Here is a 16,951-nt window from a genome sequence, read left to right as displayed (position 1 = left end):
GCATGCACGACCGTTCCTCCCTCGCCCGACTTCGCGTCGACCGCTTCGTCCTCGAGCGGCTCGTGCCGCATGTCTACCGGGCGTCGGCTCCCCTGCAGGCGACCCGATGGGATGCCGCCGACGAGCCCGTCCCGTTCGACACCGCCGCGGCGGGCTCGTACTCGCCCATCGAGCCGGGTGATGCGTGGGGCCGGCCGTGGGGCACGACCTGGTTCCGCGTGCGGGGCGCGGTGCCGGCGGAGTGGCGCGACGCGGACGGGGCCCTCCCGGCGCGGACGCGGCCCGAGGTGGTCGTCGACCTCGGGTTCACGGCCGGCCAGCCCGGCTTCCAGTGCGAGGCCATGGTGTGGAGCACCGACGGCCGCCCCGTGCGCGGCATCGCACCGCTCAACAACGCCGTCGTCGAGGCCGTGGATGCCGCAGGCGAGGTCGACGTCTACATCGAGGCCGCGTCGAACCCCGACGTCGGCAGCCTCTTCGTCTTCGCCCCGACACCCGTGGGCGATCCCGCGACAGCCGGCGACGACCCGATCTACACGCTGCGGCACCTCGATGTGCGGCTGCGCGACCTGGAGGTCGCCGACCTGCTCGCCGACACGCTGGCACTGCGCGGACTCGTCGACGAGCTCGACGAAGGGTCGTCGCGGCGCGCAGACATCCTCGTCGCCCTGGAGCGGATGATCGACGCCGTCGACCCCGACGACGTCGCCGGCACCGCCGCCGACGGTCGTGCCGTGCTCGCGCCGGTGCTCGCCCGGCCCGCGTCCACCTCGGCGCACACGCTGCACGCGGTGGGCCACGCGCACATCGACTCGGCATGGCTGTGGCCGGTGCGCGAGACCGTGCGCAAGGTGTCGCGCACGTTCTCGAACGTGCTGTCGCTCATGGACGAAGACCCCGAATTCGTGTTCGCCGCCTCCAGCGCCCAGCAGTACGCGTGGATCAAGGAGGTCTATCCCGACCTGTTCGAGCGCATCCGCGCCCGCGTGCAGGAGGGCCGGTTCATCCCGGTCGGCAGCATGTGGGTCGAGTCCGACACCAACATGCCGGGCTCCGAGGCGATGGCGCGGCAGTTCGTCGCGGGCAAGTCGTTCTTCCTGCGCGAGTTCGGGCTGGACACCCCCGAGGTCTGGCTGCCCGACTCGTTCGGGTACTCGGGCGCGCTGCCGCAGATCGCGCGGGCGGCCGGGGCGCGATGGTTCCTGACGCAGAAGACCTCGTGGAACGAGACGAACCGGATGCCGCACCACACGTTCCTGTGGGAGGGCATCGACGGCACACGGCTGTTCACGCACTTCCCGCCCGTCGACACGTACAACTCGCGCGTCACGGCGGCCGAGCTCGCCCACGCCGAGCGCAACTTCGCCGACAAGGGCCGCAGCACGGTGTCGCTGCTCCCCTACGGCTATGGCGACGGCGGCGGCGGCCCGACCCGCGAGATGACCGCCGCCATCACCCGCACGGGATCGCTGGAGGGGTCTCCGCGGGTCGTGCACAGCACTCCGCGCCGGTTCTTCGAGACCGCCGAGGCCGAGTACCCGCATCCCGAGGTGTGGTCGGGCGAGCTGTACCTCGAGTTCCACCGCGGCACGTACACGAGCCAGCTGCGCACCAAGCAGGGCAACCGCCGCAGCGAGCACCTGCTGCGTGAGGCCGAGCTGTGGGCGGCGACCGCGAGCGTGCGGTGCGGCATCCCGTATCCGGCCGAGCGGCTGCAGAAGGTGTGGGAGACGGTGCTGCTGCAGCAGTTCCACGACATCCTGCCCGGTTCGTCGATCGCGTGGGTGTACCACGACGCCGAGCGCAACTACGCGTGGGTCGCGCGCGAGCTCGAAGAAATCATCGCCGACAGCCTGCGAGCGCTCGCGGGGTCGGGCGAGCGCACGCTGGAGGCCAATGCTGCACCGCACGAGCGCGCCGGCGTGGCGGCGCTGGGCGCGGGTCCCGCCTCCGACGCCGCTGACGTCGTTCCGGTCGCGGAGGGCACCGGGTGGGTGCTCGACAACGGGATCGTGCGCGCCACGATCGACGAGCGAGGGCTCGTCGTCTCGGCCGTCGACCTCGCGTCGGGCCGAGAGGTCGTGCCGCCCGGCCGGCCCGCGGGCCTGCTGCAGCTGCACCGCGACACCCCGTCGCAGTGGGACGCATGGGACGTCGACGTGCACTACCGCAACACCGTGCGCGACCTCACCGCGGTCGAGGCCATCCGGGTCGAGGGATCCGCGGTCGTCGTCGAGCGCCGGTTCAGCGCGTCGACGGTCGTCGAGCGCATCAGCCTGGCCGAGGGCTCGCGCGTCGTGACGTTCGCGTTCGAGCTCGACTGGCACGAGAAGCAGAAGCTGCTGAAGCTCGCTTTCCCCCTCGACCTGCACGCCGACCGCGCTGCGTCCGAGATCCAGTTCGGCCACATCGAGCGCGCGACCCACACGAACACGTCGTGGGATGCCGCGCGCTTCGAGACGGTCGCACACCGCTGGATCCGCGTCGCCGAGCCGGACTTCGGCGTCGCCGTGGTCAACGACTCCACGTACGGTCACGACATCACGCGCGAGCAGCGCGACGAGCGCGGGGGCACCATCACCATCGCGCGCCTGTCGCTCGTCCGAGCCGCGCTGTTCCCCGATCCGACACAGGACCAGGGCCGCCACGAGCTGCGCGTCGGCCTCGTCATCGGCGCCGACGTGGCCGGGGCGGTCGCCGAGGGCTACCGCTTCAACCTCCCGCGGCGTCGGATCGTGGATGCCGCCGCCGAGGCGATCGAGCCGCTGGTGGCCGTCGACCGCCCGGGTGTGGTGGTCGAGGCGGTCAAGCTCGCCGAGGACGGCAGCGGCGACGTCGTCGTCCGTCTGTACGAGGCGCTCGGCGTGCACGCCCGCGCCGTCGTCACCGCCGGGTTCGACGCTGCGGGCGTGCGGCAGGTGGACCTGCTGGAGCGCGACGTCGATCCCGACGGCGTGACCGCCGGGGACGGCTTCGTGCACCTCGACCTGCGCCCGTTCCAGATCGTGACGCTGAGGTTCGCCCGCGGGTGAGGCGGGTGCGCAGAATCGGATCCGCTCGCGCGGACGGAACAGGCGACACGCCGGGACGAGCGCCGCTCCCCCGGCGTGTCGGCCCCGGGCTCCGCTCGCGCGGATCCGATTCTGCGCATGTCGCGCCGCGCCGGCTGTGAACGGGATGGATGCCGGCGGCCGGGCATGTCGGGCCGTTCTGCTGTGGGCGGAACGGGTCGCCGGGTCGCGGCATCCCGTTCTATCGTGACGCCATGGCCGAGATCATCCCGCTGCAGCGCTCGCCCCGCCCCACCCCGCGCGATGTGGAGCCGCTGTGGCGCGACGCGCTCGGCGACCGCCTGCGACGCCTGCGGCACGAGCGCGGCGAGCGCCTCGCCGACACCGCCGAACGCGCCGGGGTGTCGCCCCAGTACCTGTCCGAGATCGAGCGCGGACTCAAGGAGCCCTCGAGCGAGATGATCGCGGCCGTGGCCGGCGCGCTGGACGTGACGCTCATCGAGCTCACCGCCGCGGTGGTCGACGACCTGCGCGCGCAGGCGAGCGAGCGGGCGGCGGTGGGCTGCCGCGCCGACTTCGCCCTCGCCGCCTGACCCTCCCTCGGCCGGGGCCGCCGGCATCCACTTCCCCGAGGCTGTGGCGCGCGGCAGGAGGTACTGGTCCGCGCCGGACGTCACGGCTAGCGTGGGCCGGGTGACACCCGCAAAGGCTGAGGCAGAGATCCTCGACATCGGCGGGCACGAGGTGCGCATCTCGAGCCCCACGAAGATCGTGTTCCCCGAACCCGGTGTCACCAAGCTCGACATCGTGCGGTACTACCTGTCGGTCGCCGACGGCGCGCTGCGCGGCGCGGGCGGCCGGCCCATGGTGCTCAAGCGCTTTCCGAAGGGCATCGACGCCGAGCCCTTCTTCCAGAAGCGCGTGCCCGAGAACCACCCCGAGTTCATCGACACCGCGACCCTGCACTACGCCCGCGGCACGTCCGCCGAAGAGGCCGTGATCCGGGATGCCGCCGGCCTCGCCTGGATCGTCAACCTCGGCTGCCTCGACCTCAACCCGCATCCCGTGCGCGCCGAGGATCTCGACCACCCCGACGAGCTGCGCATCGACCTCGATCCCATGCCCGGCGTGGACTGGTCGCAGATCGTCGATGTCGCCTTCGTCGCCCGCGATGTGCTCGACGACGTGGGGCTCGTCGGCTGGCCGAAGACCAGCGGGTCTCGCGGCATCCACATCCTCGTCCGCATCGCGCCGCACTGGGACTACAAGCAGGTGCGGCTCGCCGCCGAGACGCTCGCGCGCGAGGTCGCGAACCGCGCACCGGGGCTCGCCACCGCGCAGTGGTGGAAGGAGGAGCGCGGCGAGAGTGTCTTCGTCGACTTCAACCAGAACGCGAAGGACCGGACCGTGGCATCCGCGTACTCCATCCGTCCGCTGCCCGACGCCCGCGTGTCGACGCCGCTCGCCTGGGACGAGGTGCGCGCGCGGCGCCCCGAGGAGTTCACGGTGCTGACGGTGCCCGAGCGGTATGCCGACCTCGGCGATCCGCACGCCGGCATCGACGACGCCGTCGGCACGCTCGACGGGCTGCTGCGCCTGGCCGAGGAGCTCGGACCGGCCGAGAAGCCGCCGCGCGGCGGCAGCGCCGACGGACGGCGCCAGTCCACAATGCCGCTCATCGAGATCGCCCGCACCAAGACCAAGTCCGAATCGCTGGACGCCCTGCAGGAGTGGATCCGGCGCCACCCCGACGCGAACGCCCAGCTGCACCCCGCCGATGTGCTCATCGACGGCATGCGCGGCTCGAGCTCGCTGTGGTACCGCGTGCGCGTCAACCTGCAGCACGTGGCCGAGGCCGACCGCCCGCCGCAGGAGCCCCTCATCGCCGACTACGACCCCTGGGAGGGCAAGGTCTGGCCCGGAGCCCCCGGTCGCTGAGCGAGCGCGCTCCGGCGCACGCCCCGGTCCCGGGTCGTTGAGCGGAGCGCTCCGGCGCACGCCCCCGGCCCCCGGTCGTTGAGCGGAGCGCGCTCTGGCGCGCGCAGACGAAACGGGGTCCGCCACGAGGTCGTTCGTGCGCGCGGGGCGTTTCGTCTTCGCTCGTTCCTCGCTCCGCTCAACGGCCGGGGTCCGGCACGAGGTCGTTCGTGTGCTCGGGGCGTTTCGTCTCGCTCCTTCGTCGCTCGCTCAACGACCGGGGTCAGGCGTGGCTCGGCACCCGCTCCAGGACGTGGTCGGCGAGGCCGTAGGCGACGGCGTCGGCGGCGGTGAAGACGCGGTCACGGTCGGTGTCGGCACGCAGCTGGGCGGCATCCTTTCCCGTGTGGTGCGCGAGGATCTCTTCGACCTCGCCCCGTACCCGCACGAGCTCGTCGGCCTGCAGGATGAGGTCGGGGATCGCGCCCCGCCCCTGCCCGGCAGGCTGATGAAGCACCACGCGTGCGTGGGGAAGCACCGAGCGCTTGCCGGCTGCACCGGCGGCGAGCATGATGGCGCCGACGCCGATGGCCTGCCCCACGACCGTCGTCGCGACATCGGGCCGCACGTGCTGCATGGTGTCGTACACGGCGAGCATGGCCGACGGGTCGCCGCCCTCGCAGTTGATGTAGAGCTGGATGTCGCGCTCGGGGCTGTCGGCGTCGAGGTGCAGCAGCTGCGCGATGAGCGCGTTGGCGACGCCCGCGTCGATGCCGGTGCCGAGGTACACGACGCGTTCGGCCAGCAGGTGGGAGTAGACGTCCATGATGCGGTCGCCGCGCGGATGCTGCGCCACGACGTTGGGGATCGTGTAGCCGCTCACGCCGCGACCTCCGCTCCGACGCCGAGCCCCGCCGGTCGCCGCCGCCGCGGGACGACCTGCGCGAAGTCGTCGACGATCGCGTCGATGAACCCGTACTCGCGGGCCTGCTCGGCGGTGTACCAGCGGTCGTGCAGCGAGTCCTCGAAGATGCGGTCGATCGGCTGTCCGGTGTCGGCCGACACGATGCCCAGCACCGTGTCGCGCGTGTATCGCAGGTCGTCGGCCTGCACCTCGACGTCGACGGCCGAGCCGCCGATGCCCGACGAGCCCTGGTGCATGAGGATGCGCGCGTGCGGCAGCGCGCGCCGCTTGCCCGGTGTTCCCGCCGACAGCAGGAACTGCCCCGCGCTGCACGCGAGGCCGAGGGCGAGGGTGGACACGTCGTTGGGGATGAGCCGCATGATGTCGCGGATCGCGAGCATCGACGGCACCGAGCCGCCGGGCGAGTGGATCCACAGCGCGATATCGGCGGTCTCGTCCTGAGCCGCCAGGGCGAGCAGCTGCGTCGCGAGCAGCGTGCCGTTGTCGTCGTCGAGCGGACCGTCGAGCACGAGCACGCGCTGCTGGAACAGCTCGCGCCGGGCCTCGGCCCCGAACTGGGGGATCTTGCCTTCTTCTGCCATGACCCCAGCCTGCGCGCGCGGCCGGGTGGCGGCATCCCATTCCGCTCCCGGCGGCTCTGCCGACGGCGGATCGCCTCAGCACCCCCGGCCCGGGCTGCCCCACGTTCTTGGCGATTCGCCAAGAACCGCCAGGGTCCCTCACCGTTCGAGGCGACTCGCCGAGATCGACGTCACGAGCGCGCGCGGCGCGACGGATGCTCGACCGCCGCGCGCAGCGCCGCGACGAGCGCCGGGCGCACCGCATCGGGCGTGAAGGCCTCGGCGGCCTCGCGGGCGTGGCCGGCCAGCGCGGCGCGGCGGGCGTCGTCCTGCAGCAGGCCGATCAGCGCGCCCGAGAGCGCCTCGACGTCGCCCGGCGGCACGAGCAGCCCCGCGTCGCCGACGGCCTCACGGGGTCCGTAGCGGGCGTCGGTCGACACGACCGGCAGCCCGCGCGCGAGCGCCTCGGCGATCGACAGCCCCTGCCCCTCGAACGCCGTCGACGTCAGGAACACCGACGAGCGGTCGAACACGACGTCGCGCTCGGCGGTGGCACCGTGCAGCGTCACCGAACCCCCGACGCCGAGCCGGTCGATGAGCGCCTGCAGCTCGTCGCGCAGTGGGCCGTCGCCGTACACGTCGAGGTGCGCGTCCGGGACCGCCGCAACGACGGCGGGCCACGCCTGCACGGCGAGGTCCACGCGCTTCTGCGGCGCGAGGCGGTTGAGCATGACGACGCGGTGCGGATCTCGGGATGCCGTCGGCGCAGGCTCGTCGCCGAGCTCGATGGTGTTGGGCACGGCGTGGAACGTGCCCGGGTCGCCGAACCGCTGCGCGACGTCGTCGCGCTGCGCCGCGGTGGGCCACACCACCGCGTCGTACGCGTCGAGGGTGCGCAGCCAGCGCTCCCACAGCCCGGTCACCGGGGCCTCGGGGTCGTCGTGCGGCGCCGGAAGGTGCGAGTTGTGGACGGTGTGCACGAGCCGCACGCGCGGGTCGTCCCAGTCGACCAGTGCCTCGCCGATCTGCCGCGACTCGCACACCACGACGAAGAGGCGGTCGGGGTCGCCGGCCGCGAGCCGCCGGGAGTCCGCGATGGCCTCCAGCCACGCGATGTACAGCCCGCGGAACCCGCGCAGCACGCGATCTCCGTCCGGGGTGTGCACGATGACGTTCGCATCGCGCAGGTGCCACTCCGGGTCGTTCTCGAACACCGGGAGCGACACGACAGGCCGGTCGGCGGCATCCCGAACCGTCCGGTAGGCGACGCCGGGCGTCGGACCGCCGGGCGTGCCCACGCGCGACAGCCAGTCGCCGCCGGCGAGCAGCTCGTCGACCAGGTTGCGCACGCGCGACGCCTCGGGAACGTGCCCGCCGTCCACGAACGCCTGCCGCTGCGCGGCGTGCACCTCGGGCGGCTGCCCGTCGACGCTCAGCATGAGCGGCTCCCGCGCGCCGGCCGCCTCGAGCAGCCGCAGCCGTGCCGGCACCGCCACCGCGAAGCCGCCGTCGAGGCCGAGGGCGATGCGACTGCCCAGCACCACGTAGTCGGCATCGGGCAGGCGCGTGTCAGAGCTCACCCGTCCATCCTCTCCTGCACACGGGCGCAGACGAGTGGATGCCGCAAGCCAGGGCTTGCGGCATCCACCGGAATCACTCCCACTCGATGGTCCCCGGGGGCTTCGAGGTCACGTCGAGGACGACGCGGTTGATCTCGCGCACCTCGTTGGTGATGCGGTTCGAGATGCGCGACAGCACGTCGTAGGGCAGGCGCGTCCAGTCGGCGGTCATCGCGTCCTCGGACGAGACGGGACGCAGCACGATGGGGTGGCCGTACGTGCGGCCGTCGCCCTGCACACCGACCGAGCGCACGTCGGCCAGCAGCACGACGGGGCACTGCCAGATCTCGTTGTCGAGGCCCGCCTTCGTCAGCTCTTCGCGGGCGATGGCGTCGGCCTCACGCAGAATCTCGAGGCGGTCAGCGGTGACCTCACCCACGATGCGGATGCCGAGGCCGGGGCCCGGAAAGGGCTGGCGCGAGACGATGACCTCGGGAAGACCGAGCTCGCGGCCGATCGCGCGCACCTCGTCCTTGAACAGGGTGCGCAGCGGCTCGACGAGCTCGAACTGCAGGTCTTCGGGAAGGCCCCCGACGTTGTGGTGCGACTTGATGTTCGCGGTGCCGGTGCCGCCGCCGGACTCGACGACGTCGGGATACAGCGTGCCCTGCACGAGGAAGCGGATCGGCTCGCCCTCGGCCGCCGCCTCGGCGACCAGGTCGGCCTGCACCTTCTCGAACGCGCGGATGAACTCGCGGCCGATGATCTTGCGCTTCTGCTCGGGGTCGCTGACGCCGGCGAGGGCGTTCAGGAACTGCTCGCGCGCGTCGACGGTCACCAGGCGCACGCCCGTCGAGGCGACGTAGTCCTGCTCGACCTGCTCGCGCTCGCCCTTGCGCAGCAGGCCGTGGTCCACGAACACCGCGACGAGCTGGTCGCCGACGGCCTTGTGCACGAGTGCGGTCGAGACGGCGGAGTCGACGCCGCCCGAGAGGGCCGACAGCACGTGGCCGGTGCCCACCTGGGCGCGGATCTTCTCGACCTGCTCGGCGATGACGTTGCCGCTGTTCCAGTCGGCGGGCAGACCCGCCGCCTTGTGCAGGAAGTTCTCGATGACGTTCTGGCCGTAGTCCGAGTGCTTGACCTCGGGATGCCACTGCACGCCGTACAACCGGCGCTCGTCGCTCCCGAACGCGGCCACGGGCGTCGCGCCGGTCGACGCGAGCACCTCGAAGCCCTCGGGCGCCTTCGACACCTGGTCGCCGTGGCTCATCCACACGTTCTGCTCGACGGGCTGGCCGCCGAGCAGAACGCCGCCGTCACCCGTGACCGCGGCATCCGTCGCACCGTACTCACGGAGGCCGGTGTGAGCGACCTCGCCGCCGAGGGTCTGCGCCATGACCTGGAAGCCGTAGCAGATGCCGAGCGTCGGCACGCCGAGGTCGAACACGCCGGCGTCGAGCGAAGGGGCGCCCTCCTCATACACCGACGACGGGCCGCCCGACAGGATGATGCCCACGGGGTTCTTCGCCGCGATGTCGGCGGCGGTCGCGGTGTGCGGCACGATCTCGCTGTACACGCCGGCCTCGCGGACGCGGCGGGCGATCAGCTGCGCGTACTGCGCGCCGAAGTCGACGACGAGTACCGGACGCTGGTCGGTCTCATTTTGTTCGGTCAACGCTTGTTCTCCGTAGGGATCGCGTGAGTGAGGGAGGAGTGCTCGGCGCGCGAGTGCAGTTCATCGGCCTCGCGCTGGGCGAGGTAGGACTTCACGTCGCGGGCGACGCGGGCCTCCATGAAGAACGAGAGCAGCGGCACGATGCCGCCGGCAGCGAGCATCGCCAGGCGGCCGAGGTTCCAGCGCATGAGGCTCCACACGCGGAAGCACGAGATGAGGTACACGACATAGAACCAGCCGTGGGCGACCAGGATGCCGAGCGACAGGTTGAACCCGTCGCCGGTGGACTCCAGGCCGGACGCGGTCTCGACGACGGGCGCGAACCACAGGAAGCCGCCCGATCCGCCGAGGAACAGCTCGTAGCCGACGGCGTACTTGACGACCATCTCGGCCACGAGCAGCAGCAGCATGGTGCCCGTGATGATCGAGCAGATCTGGTAGAACTTCAGGGCTCCGCGGATCGCCGGAAAGGAAGCGAGCTTCGGGGCGCGGGGCATGGACCCAGTCTACCCGCGTGTCGCTGCCGCCCCGTCGGGGCCTTCGCCGTCGGCCTCGGCGTCGGTGAGGTCCTCCAGCTCCTTCTCCCACGCGTCCTTCGCGAGGCGGTACCAGAGGTAGAACGCGAAGCCCGCGAACACCGCCCACTCGACCGCGTAGAAGATGTTGAGCCAGTTGACGGTCGAGCCCTCTTCGGGCGCCGGAGACGAGATCGCCTCCAGCCCGCCGAACGGCTCACCGGACGCGAGGTACGGCCGGAACACGCTGAGCTCGTCGACGTCGTGCCAGCGGCCCAGCAGCGCCGCGGGCGACATACGCGTCATGGTCTGAGGATCCGCGCCGTGCGGCGGCGGCACCGGGCCCTCGTCCGCGATCAGGCGTCCCGTCACCTCGACCGGATCATGATCGGATGCCTCGGCCTCGAGCTTCTCGACGGCCGCGCGTGCGGCATCCATCGACGGCGCCCAGCCGACGGCCACCGCGACCGACACGGGGCCCGCGACCTCGGTCTCGCCCTCGTCGAGGCGCAGCTGCCCGGTCACCCAGTAGCCCTTGACGCCGTCGTTGTAGCGCGACTCGACGATCAGGAAGTCGCCCGGGACGAACGTGCCGCTCGCCTCGACGCGCTGGCCGACGAGCGGGTCGTTGAGGTACTCGCCGGGCTGCACGACATCGCCGATCGGACGCACCTGCTCAGTCGCACCGGGAGCGGTGGGATTCACCTGCACCGCGCGTGCGAGCTGCCACTGCCCGAGCCACGCGAACACGCCGGCGACGACGAGGCACAGCAGCAGCATGCCGATCCAGCGCGGCCGCAGCATGACCTCGCGCAGGGTCGGCGGAAACACCTCCGGCGGGCCGGCAAGGTCGTCCGCGGGGTCGGGGCGTTTCGTCTCGCTCGTTCCTCGCTCGCTCAACGACCGGGGGTCGGCGTCGGGATCGCTCAACGACCGGGGGTCGGCGTCGGGATCGCTCAACGACCGGGGGTCGGCGTCGGGATCGCTCATCTCTCGGCGTAGGGAGCGACGACGACCTCGACGCGCTGGAACTCCTTGAGGTCGGAGTACCCGGTCGTGGCCATCGACTTGCGCAGCGCCCCGATGAGGTTCGCGGTGCCGTCGGCGACCGGCGCGGGGCCGTAGAGGACCTCTTCGAGCGACGCGACCTGGTCGACCTTCACGCGCCGGCCGCGCGGCAGCTTGGCGTGGTGCGCCTCGGGACCCCAGTGGAAGCCGCGCCCCGGGGCATCCGTGGCGCGGGCCAGCGCGACGCCCAGCATGACGGCATCCGCCCCCATCGCGATCGCCTTGACGATGTCGCCGGAGGTGCCCACACCGCCGTCGGCGATGACGTGCACGTAGCGTCCGCCCGACTCGTCGAGGTAGTCACGGCGCGCGCCGGCGACATCGGCGACGGCGGTGGCCATCGGCGCGTGCAGGCCCAGCGTGGCGCGTGTCGTGGACGCCGCTCCTCCGCCGAAGCCGACGAGCACGCCGGCCGCTCCGGTCCGCATGAGGTGCAGGGCGGCGGTGTAGGTCGAGGCGCCGCCGACGATCACCGGGACGTCGAGGTCGTAGATGAACTTCTTGAGGTTGAGCGGCTGGTCGACGCTCGACACGTGCTCGGCCGACACCGTGGTGCCGCGGATCACGAACAGGTCGACGCCGGCGGCGACGACGGTCTCGTACAGCTCCTGCGTACGCTGCGGCGTCAGCGAACCGGCGACGGTGACGCCGGCCGCACGGATCTCGGCGAGCCGCTCGCGCACGAGCTCGGGCTTGATCGGCTCTGAGTAGAGCTCCTGCATGCGGCGGGTGGCGGCGCCCTTGTCGAGGCCGGCGATCTCGGCGAGCAGCGGCTCGGGGTCGTCGTAGCGCGTCCACAGCCCCTCGAGGTCGAGCACGCCGAGGCCGCCGAGCTGACCGAGCATGATGGCCGTGCGCGGGCTGACCACAGAGTCCATCGGGGCACCCAGCACCGGGATGTCGAAACTGAACGCGTCGATCGTCCAGGCCGTCGAGACGTCCTCGGGGTTGCGCGTGCGCCGCGACGGCACCACCGCGATGTCGTCGAACGTGTAGGCGCGTCGCGCCCGCTTGGCCCGGCCGAGTTCGATGTCCATGCTCACCCGTCCAGCCTACCCGCCCCCCTCCGCGCCGCCCGATTCGGGGCGTCTTGCGGGTTTGGGGCGCCTGGAACGGAGAGTCGGGGATGCCGGCGGCCCCGGCCGCCGGCATCCACCCATCCCATCAGCGGGCGCGCACCACGCGGGTCTCGTCCCACACCGGAGCGTCGGACTCGAAGACGCGCCCGTCGGAGCCGAAGACGAGGAACCGGTCGAACGACTTCGCGAGCCACCGGTCGTGCGTGACCGCGAGGACCGTGCCCTCGAACCTCGCGAGCGCGTCCTGCAGCGCCTCGGCCGAGACGAGATCGAGGTTGTCTGTGGGCTCGTCGAGCAGCAGCAGGGTCGCGCCCGACAGCTCCAGCAGCAGGATCTGGAACCGCGCCTGCTGCCCGCCCGACAGGCTGTCGAACGTCTGCTCGGCCTGCGCGACGAGGCCGTAGCGGTCCAGTGCGCTCGACGCGGCATCGCGAGGAAGGCCGGCGCGGGCGTCCTCGCCGCGATGCAGGATGTCCAGCAGCGTGCGCCCGTCGAACTCGGGGTGCCGGTGGGTCTGCGCGAACCAGCCGGGCACCACGCGCGCACCGAGGATGGCGCGGCCGTCGTGCGCGACGGGCTCGAGTGCCGAGCCCGTGGTCGTCACGTGGCCGAGCCGTCCGTCGGGGTCGGTTCCGCCGCGGGCGAGGAGTCGCAGGAAGTGCGACTTGCCCGATCCGTTCGACCCCAGCACCGCGACCCGGTCGCCGAACCACACCTCGAGGTCGAACGGCTTCATGAGCCCGGTGAGCTCCAGCTGCTCGGCGACGACCGCGCGGCGGCCGGTGCGCGCACCGCGCAGGCGCACCTCGAGGTCCTGCTCCCTGGGACGCTCCTGCGGGGGTCCCGCCTCCTCGAACTTGCGGAGCCGGGTCTGCGCGGCGCGGTACCGGGAGGTGAACGTGTCGTTCGCCGTGGCCTTCACCTTGAGCGTCGCCACCAGCTCCTTGAGTTTGACGTGCTGCTCGTCCCAGCGCCGCCGCAGCTCGTCGAGCCGCGCCATGCGGTCCTCGCGTGCCTGATGGTACGTGGCGAACCCTCCGCCGTGGACCCACGCGGTGCTCCCCGCACCGCCCGCTTCGAGCGTCACGATGCGGTCGGCAGCGCGCGCCAGCAGCTCGCGGTCGTGCGACACCAGCAGCACCGTCTTCGGCGTCTCACGCAGGCGCTCTTCGAGCCAGCGCTTGCCGGGCACGTCGAGATAGTTGTCGGGCTCGTCCAGCAGCAGCACCTGATCGGGGCCGCGAAGCAGCGCCTCCAGTGCGAGCCTCTTCTGCTCGCCGCCCGACAGCGTCGTGAGTTCGCGGTACCGCGCGCGAGAGAACGGGATGCCGAGGGCCGCTGTCGTGCAGGTGTCCCACACGGTCTCGTACTCGTAGCCGCCGGCCTCGGCGTAGTCGGCGAGCGCGCCGGCGTAGCGCATCTGTGTGTCGAGGTCGTCGCGCTCGATGATCGCGGCCTCGGAGTCCTCGAGCTCCCGCGCGGCACGGCGCACCCGATCGGGCGCGACCGAGATGAGCAGGTCGTGCACCGTCTGGCCCGCCGCGCCGTGGCCGACGAACTGGTCCATGACGCCGAGACCGCCGTCGATCGTGACGACGCCCGAGAGCGCGGGCGTCTCGTCGCGGATGATCTTCAGCAGCGTCGTCTTGCCCGCGCCGTTCTGGCCGATGAGCGCTGTCGTCGACCCTTCGCCCACGCGGAACGAGACCTCGTCGAGCAGCGGCCGGCCGTCCGGCAGCGCGTACGAGACGGCGGCGATGTCGATGTGACCCACGGGGTTCCCCTCTGCTCCGGTGCGGCACCTGTCGCCGAAGGGGAGCCGACCAGACTACTCAGCCGCGTCTGACGCCCGCAACCGCGCGGTCGCTGAGCGAGGGCCGGCCAGACGAAGCGCGGCGGACCCGTCAGGCGGCGGGGGCGGCGTAGCGGCCGGACTTGATGGCCCGCTCGCGTGCCTTCGCCGCCTCGACCTCGCGGTTCTTGGGCGGCGCGACCGCGACGAGGTCGTCGAGCAGATGCTGCGTGATGTGCGCGATCTCGTGGACGGCGTGGTCGAACGCCTCCTGGTTCGCCTTCGAGGGCTTCGTGGTGCCCGCGATCTTGCGCACGTACTGGAGCGCGGCGGCGTGGACCTCTTCTGAGGTCGCGGCGGGCTCGAAGTTGTGGAGCGTGTGGATGTTCCGGCACATGTGCCCGACGATACGCCGGGCCGCCGACGCAGGCCAGGGCGCGGCATCCCGTCGAGAACGTGCGTCGTCGCCGAAGCCGCACGTTATCCGCGTCGACAGCATGCGTCCTCGGCGAGGACGTGCGTCGTCGACAGAAAGAGAGACAGACAGGGGTGCGGCCTACCAGCGCTCGCCGCCGCGCGGCAACACCTCTAGCACGTGCGGCAGCTCGGTCGGGAAGCACGAGCGGAAGAGCTCGGTGATCTGGGGATCGGAGCCGTAGTCGTCGACGATGCGCAGGCCGATCATCGTGCTGATGAGCATGCCTTCGGCCATGAAGGCACGAGCGCCGTCGGCGTCGAGCCCCATCTCGTCGCGGAAGAACCGCCACACCTGTGCGAATCCGCGGCGGGAGGCGGGACCGATGACGGGGTGGCTGCCGAGCAGATACCCGTGCGCGAGCGTCTGGTGGAGCCCGCGCACCTCGATGAGGTCGACGAACGCCTGCCCGATGCGCTTGCCCGCGGCCTTCGCCTCGCTCAGCTCGGGGTCGCGATCCGGGTCGGGGTCGGCGAGCGCCGCGCGGAATGCCGCCAGCGTCCGAGTGAGCGCGTCGTCGAGGGCGGCGAGGAACAGGTTCTCTTTCGAGCCGAACAGCCGCACGACGTACGGCTGGCTGACACCGGCAGCGCGTGCGACCTCGTCGGTGGTGGCGCCTTCGTATCCGCGCGCGCCGAACACCGCGAGCGCGGCCTGCAGGATCTGCCGGCGCCGTTCGTCCGATGACAGTCGCCGACCGCTCTCGGGGGCGTCGTCGACGGCGACGGCTCCGTCGCCGTGCGGTGCTGCAGAAGTCATGGCGACAGGTTATCAGCGGATGACTTGACTTTGTAATCAGTGGATTACTACATTGACGTCCAGCAAGTAATCATCCAATAACAACCGGAGTCCTCATGTCGGCAGCAGCCTCGGCCACCGCCACCCGGCGGTCGCGCCCGTTCGCCCTCGTCCTCGCCGCGGCATCCCTGCCGATGTTCATGGCGACACTCGACAACCTCGTCATGACCAACGCGCTCCCGGTGCTGCACCGCGATATGGGAGCGAGCGTCGAAGAGCTGCAGTGGTTCGTCAACGCCTACACGCTCGCCTTCGCGGGCACGATCCTCATCGCCTCCGCCCTGGGCGACCGGTTCGGCCGCCGGACGGTGTTCGCGATCGGCATCGCGGTGTTCGGCGCCGGGTCGGTGCTCGCCGCGCTCAGCACCGACCCGGGGCAGCTGATCGCCGCACGCGCCGTGCAGGGGTTCGGGGCCGCGGGCGTGATGCCGCTTTCGCTGGCGCTGCTCAGCGGAGCGGTCCCTGCGCAGCGACGCCCGCTCGCCATCGGCATCTGGGGCGGTGTCGCCGGGCTCGGCGTCGCGGTCGGCCCGCTGGTCGGCGGCGCGATCATGGAGGGCTGGAACTGGCAGGCGATCTTCTGGATCAACGTGCCCGTGGCGCTCGTCGCGATCCCCCTCGCCCTCGCGGTGCTCAACAACGACTTCGGCGCGCGCGCCCGTATCGACGTGCCGGGTGCGGTGCTCGCGGCGGCCGGCGTCCTCGCGCTCGTCCACGCGATCGTCCGCGGCAACGACGACGGGTGGGACTCGTTCGGCGTCATCGCCGAGATCGTCGTCGGCTCGGTGCTGGTCGTCGCGTTCCTCGTCTGGCAGCTGCGCGCGAAGGCCCCGCTGGTTCCCCTCCGCCTGTTCCGCGACCGCTCGTTCTCGATCACCAACATCATCGGATTCGCCTTCAGCTTCGGCACGTTCGGCGCCGTGTTCCTCCTGATCCAGTACCTGCAGGTCGTGCAGGGGTCCTCGCCGCTCGAGGCGGCCGTGCAGACCACGCCGTGGACGCTGGCGCCGATGTTCATCGCCCCGATCGCCGGCATCCTGGCTCCGCGCGTCGGCACTCGGCTCCTTCTCGTCGTCGGCCTCACGCTCCAAGGCATCGCACTCACGTGGATCGCGGCCGTCATGGCGACCGACCTCGACTACCCGACCCTCATCGCGCCGTTCGTGATGGCGGGCGTCGGCATGGCGCTCGTGTTCGCCCCGTCGGCCACCGCGCTGCTGGCCACGCTCGGGCTCGTCGACCACGCCAAGGCGTCGGGGGTCAACTCGACGGTGCGCGAGCTCGGCGTCGCCCTGGGCACCGCGGTCATGACGGCGATCTTCGTCGGCGCCGGCGGCGAGCTCCTGCCCGACATGTATGTCGACGCCGCACGGCCCGCCGTGTACACCGGTGCCGCGGTGCTCTTCGTCGCGGCGATCGTCGCGCTGTGGCTTCCCTCGGGAAAGTCGCCGAAAGCGGATGCCGCCGCCCTGGCGACCGCCGACACAGAGGCACCCGAGCCCGAGCTCGCCCCCACGGCGTAGCGCGGACGTGTGTGCGCATCGCCCTCGCCGGCCGGCGTGGGCGATGCGGCG

Annotated in this window: 14 protein-coding genes; 4 read left to right on the top strand and 10 right to left on the bottom strand. The window is 71.8% G+C overall.

All coding sequences use genetic code 11. The annotated features are described in order from the left end of the window. Positions 1 to 2: 2 nt before the first annotated feature. The 3 genes from JNB62_RS11065 (at position 3) to ligD (ending at position 4,949) form a co-directional block, all read left to right on the top strand. A complete protein-coding gene (locus JNB62_RS11065; RefSeq protein WP_220300933.1) occupies positions 3 to 3,032 on the top strand; it encodes an alpha-mannosidase in 3,030 nt (1,009 codons plus the stop codon). Between the two features lie 233 nt (positions 3,033 to 3,265). Then, positions 3,266 to 3,604, top strand: a complete 339-nt coding sequence (locus tag JNB62_RS11060; RefSeq protein ID WP_220300932.1) for a helix-turn-helix domain-containing protein — start codon at positions 3,266 to 3,268, stop codon at positions 3,602 to 3,604. A 100-nt stretch (positions 3,605 to 3,704) separates the two neighbouring features. Then, positions 3,705 to 4,949, top strand: coding sequence for a non-homologous end-joining DNA ligase (gene ligD, locus JNB62_RS11055; RefSeq protein ID WP_220300931.1), 1,245 nt, complete (start codon positions 3,705 to 3,707; stop codon positions 4,947 to 4,949). A 262-nt stretch (positions 4,950 to 5,211) separates the two neighbouring features. Here ligD and JNB62_RS11050 read toward each other — a convergent pair whose 3' ends face one another. From JNB62_RS11050 to JNB62_RS11005, 10 genes are all read right to left on the bottom strand, one after another. After that, entirely contained in the window at positions 5,212 to 5,811 is a 600-nt protein-coding gene (locus tag JNB62_RS11050) for a ClpP family protease (protein ID WP_220300930.1), read from the bottom strand. Then, entirely contained in the window at positions 5,808 to 6,434 is a 627-nt protein-coding gene (locus JNB62_RS11045; RefSeq protein WP_220300929.1) for a ClpP family protease, read from the bottom strand. Before JNB62_RS11045 ends, JNB62_RS11050 begins: the two co-directional genes overlap by 4 nt. Before the next feature lie 170 nt (positions 6,435 to 6,604). Next, positions 6,605 to 7,993 carry a glycosyltransferase gene (locus tag JNB62_RS11040; RefSeq protein ID WP_220300928.1) on the bottom strand — a complete coding sequence of 463 codons (1,389 nt, stop codon included), beginning with the start codon at positions 7,991 to 7,993 and terminating at the stop codon, positions 6,605 to 6,607. A 73-nt stretch (positions 7,994 to 8,066) separates the two neighbouring features. After that, on the bottom strand, positions 8,067 to 9,650 hold the full coding sequence (guaA, locus tag JNB62_RS11035) for a glutamine-hydrolyzing GMP synthase (protein ID WP_220300927.1): 1,584 nt from the start codon (positions 9,648 to 9,650) through the stop codon (positions 8,067 to 8,069). Next, complete coding sequence (locus JNB62_RS11030) at positions 9,647 to 10,147, bottom strand: DUF3817 domain-containing protein (protein WP_220300926.1); 501 nt, start codon at positions 10,145 to 10,147, stop codon at positions 9,647 to 9,649. Before JNB62_RS11030 ends, guaA begins: the two co-directional genes overlap by 4 nt. 9 nt (positions 10,148 to 10,156) lie before the next feature. Continuing rightward, the gene (locus JNB62_RS11025; protein ID WP_220301025.1) at positions 10,157 to 10,969 is read right to left on the bottom strand and encodes an SURF1 family protein; all 813 of its coding nucleotides are present in this window, start codon (positions 10,967 to 10,969) and stop codon (positions 10,157 to 10,159) included. 182 nt (positions 10,970 to 11,151) lie between these two features. Beyond that, positions 11,152 to 12,270 (bottom strand): GuaB3 family IMP dehydrogenase-related protein, encoded by a 1,119-nt coding sequence (locus JNB62_RS11020; RefSeq protein ID WP_220301024.1) that lies wholly within the window; start codon positions 12,268 to 12,270, stop codon positions 11,152 to 11,154. A gap of 127 nt (positions 12,271 to 12,397) precedes the next feature. Then, a complete protein-coding gene (locus JNB62_RS11015; RefSeq protein ID WP_220300925.1) occupies positions 12,398 to 14,086 on the bottom strand; it encodes an ABC-F family ATP-binding cassette domain-containing protein in 1,689 nt (562 codons plus the stop codon). A gap of 130 nt (positions 14,087 to 14,216) precedes the next feature. Beyond that, positions 14,217 to 14,501 (bottom strand): DUF2277 domain-containing protein, encoded by a 285-nt coding sequence (locus JNB62_RS11010; protein WP_220300924.1) that lies wholly within the window; start codon positions 14,499 to 14,501, stop codon positions 14,217 to 14,219. A gap of 159 nt (positions 14,502 to 14,660) precedes the next feature. Then, on the bottom strand, positions 14,661 to 15,338 hold the full coding sequence (locus tag JNB62_RS11005) for a TetR/AcrR family transcriptional regulator (RefSeq protein WP_220300923.1): 678 nt from the start codon (positions 15,336 to 15,338) through the stop codon (positions 14,661 to 14,663). 95 nt (positions 15,339 to 15,433) lie between these two features. Here JNB62_RS11005 and JNB62_RS11000 point away from each other — a divergent pair, with 95 nt between their 5' ends. Next, a complete protein-coding gene (locus JNB62_RS11000; RefSeq protein WP_223231081.1) occupies positions 15,434 to 16,900 on the top strand; it encodes an MFS transporter in 1,467 nt (488 codons plus the stop codon). Positions 16,901 to 16,951 lie beyond the last annotated feature (51 nt).

This window comes from Microbacterium jejuense, from assembly GCF_019511665.1.
GTDB lineage: Bacteria > Actinomycetota > Actinomycetes > Actinomycetales > Microbacteriaceae > Microbacterium > Microbacterium jejuense_A.
Note: the sequence above shows the minus strand (reverse complement) of the source record. Positions and strands in the feature narration are given on the sequence as shown.

Bases quoted from the DNA above. Each gene is read 5' to 3' on its own strand.
- JNB62_RS11065 (WP_220300933.1), top strand. From the start codon at position 3: ATGCACGACCGTTCCTCCCTCGCCCGACTTCGCGTCGACCGCTTCGTC.
- JNB62_RS11060 (WP_220300932.1), top strand. From the start codon at position 3,266: ATGGCCGAGATCATCCCGCTGCAGCGCTCGCCCCGCCCCACCCCGCGC.
- JNB62_RS11045 (WP_220300929.1), bottom strand. From the start codon at position 6,434: ATGGCAGAAGAAGGCAAGATCCCCCAGTTCGGGGCCGAGGCCCGGCGC.
- JNB62_RS11030 (WP_220300926.1), bottom strand. From the start codon at position 10,147: ATGCCCCGCGCCCCGAAGCTCGCTTCCTTTCCGGCGATCCGCGGAGCC.
- JNB62_RS11025 (WP_220301025.1), bottom strand. From the start codon at position 10,969: ATGCTGCGGCCGCGCTGGATCGGCATGCTGCTGCTGTGCCTCGTCGTC.
- JNB62_RS11020 (WP_220301024.1), bottom strand. From the start codon at position 12,270: ATGGACATCGAACTCGGCCGGGCCAAGCGGGCGCGACGCGCCTACACG.
- JNB62_RS11010 (WP_220300924.1), bottom strand. From the start codon at position 14,501: ATGTGCCGGAACATCCACACGCTCCACAACTTCGAGCCCGCCGCGACC.
- JNB62_RS11005 (WP_220300923.1), bottom strand. From the start codon at position 15,338: ATGACTTCTGCAGCACCGCACGGCGACGGAGCCGTCGCCGTCGACGAC.
- JNB62_RS11000 (WP_223231081.1), top strand. From the start codon at position 15,434: ATGTCGGCAGCAGCCTCGGCCACCGCCACCCGGCGGTCGCGCCCGTTC.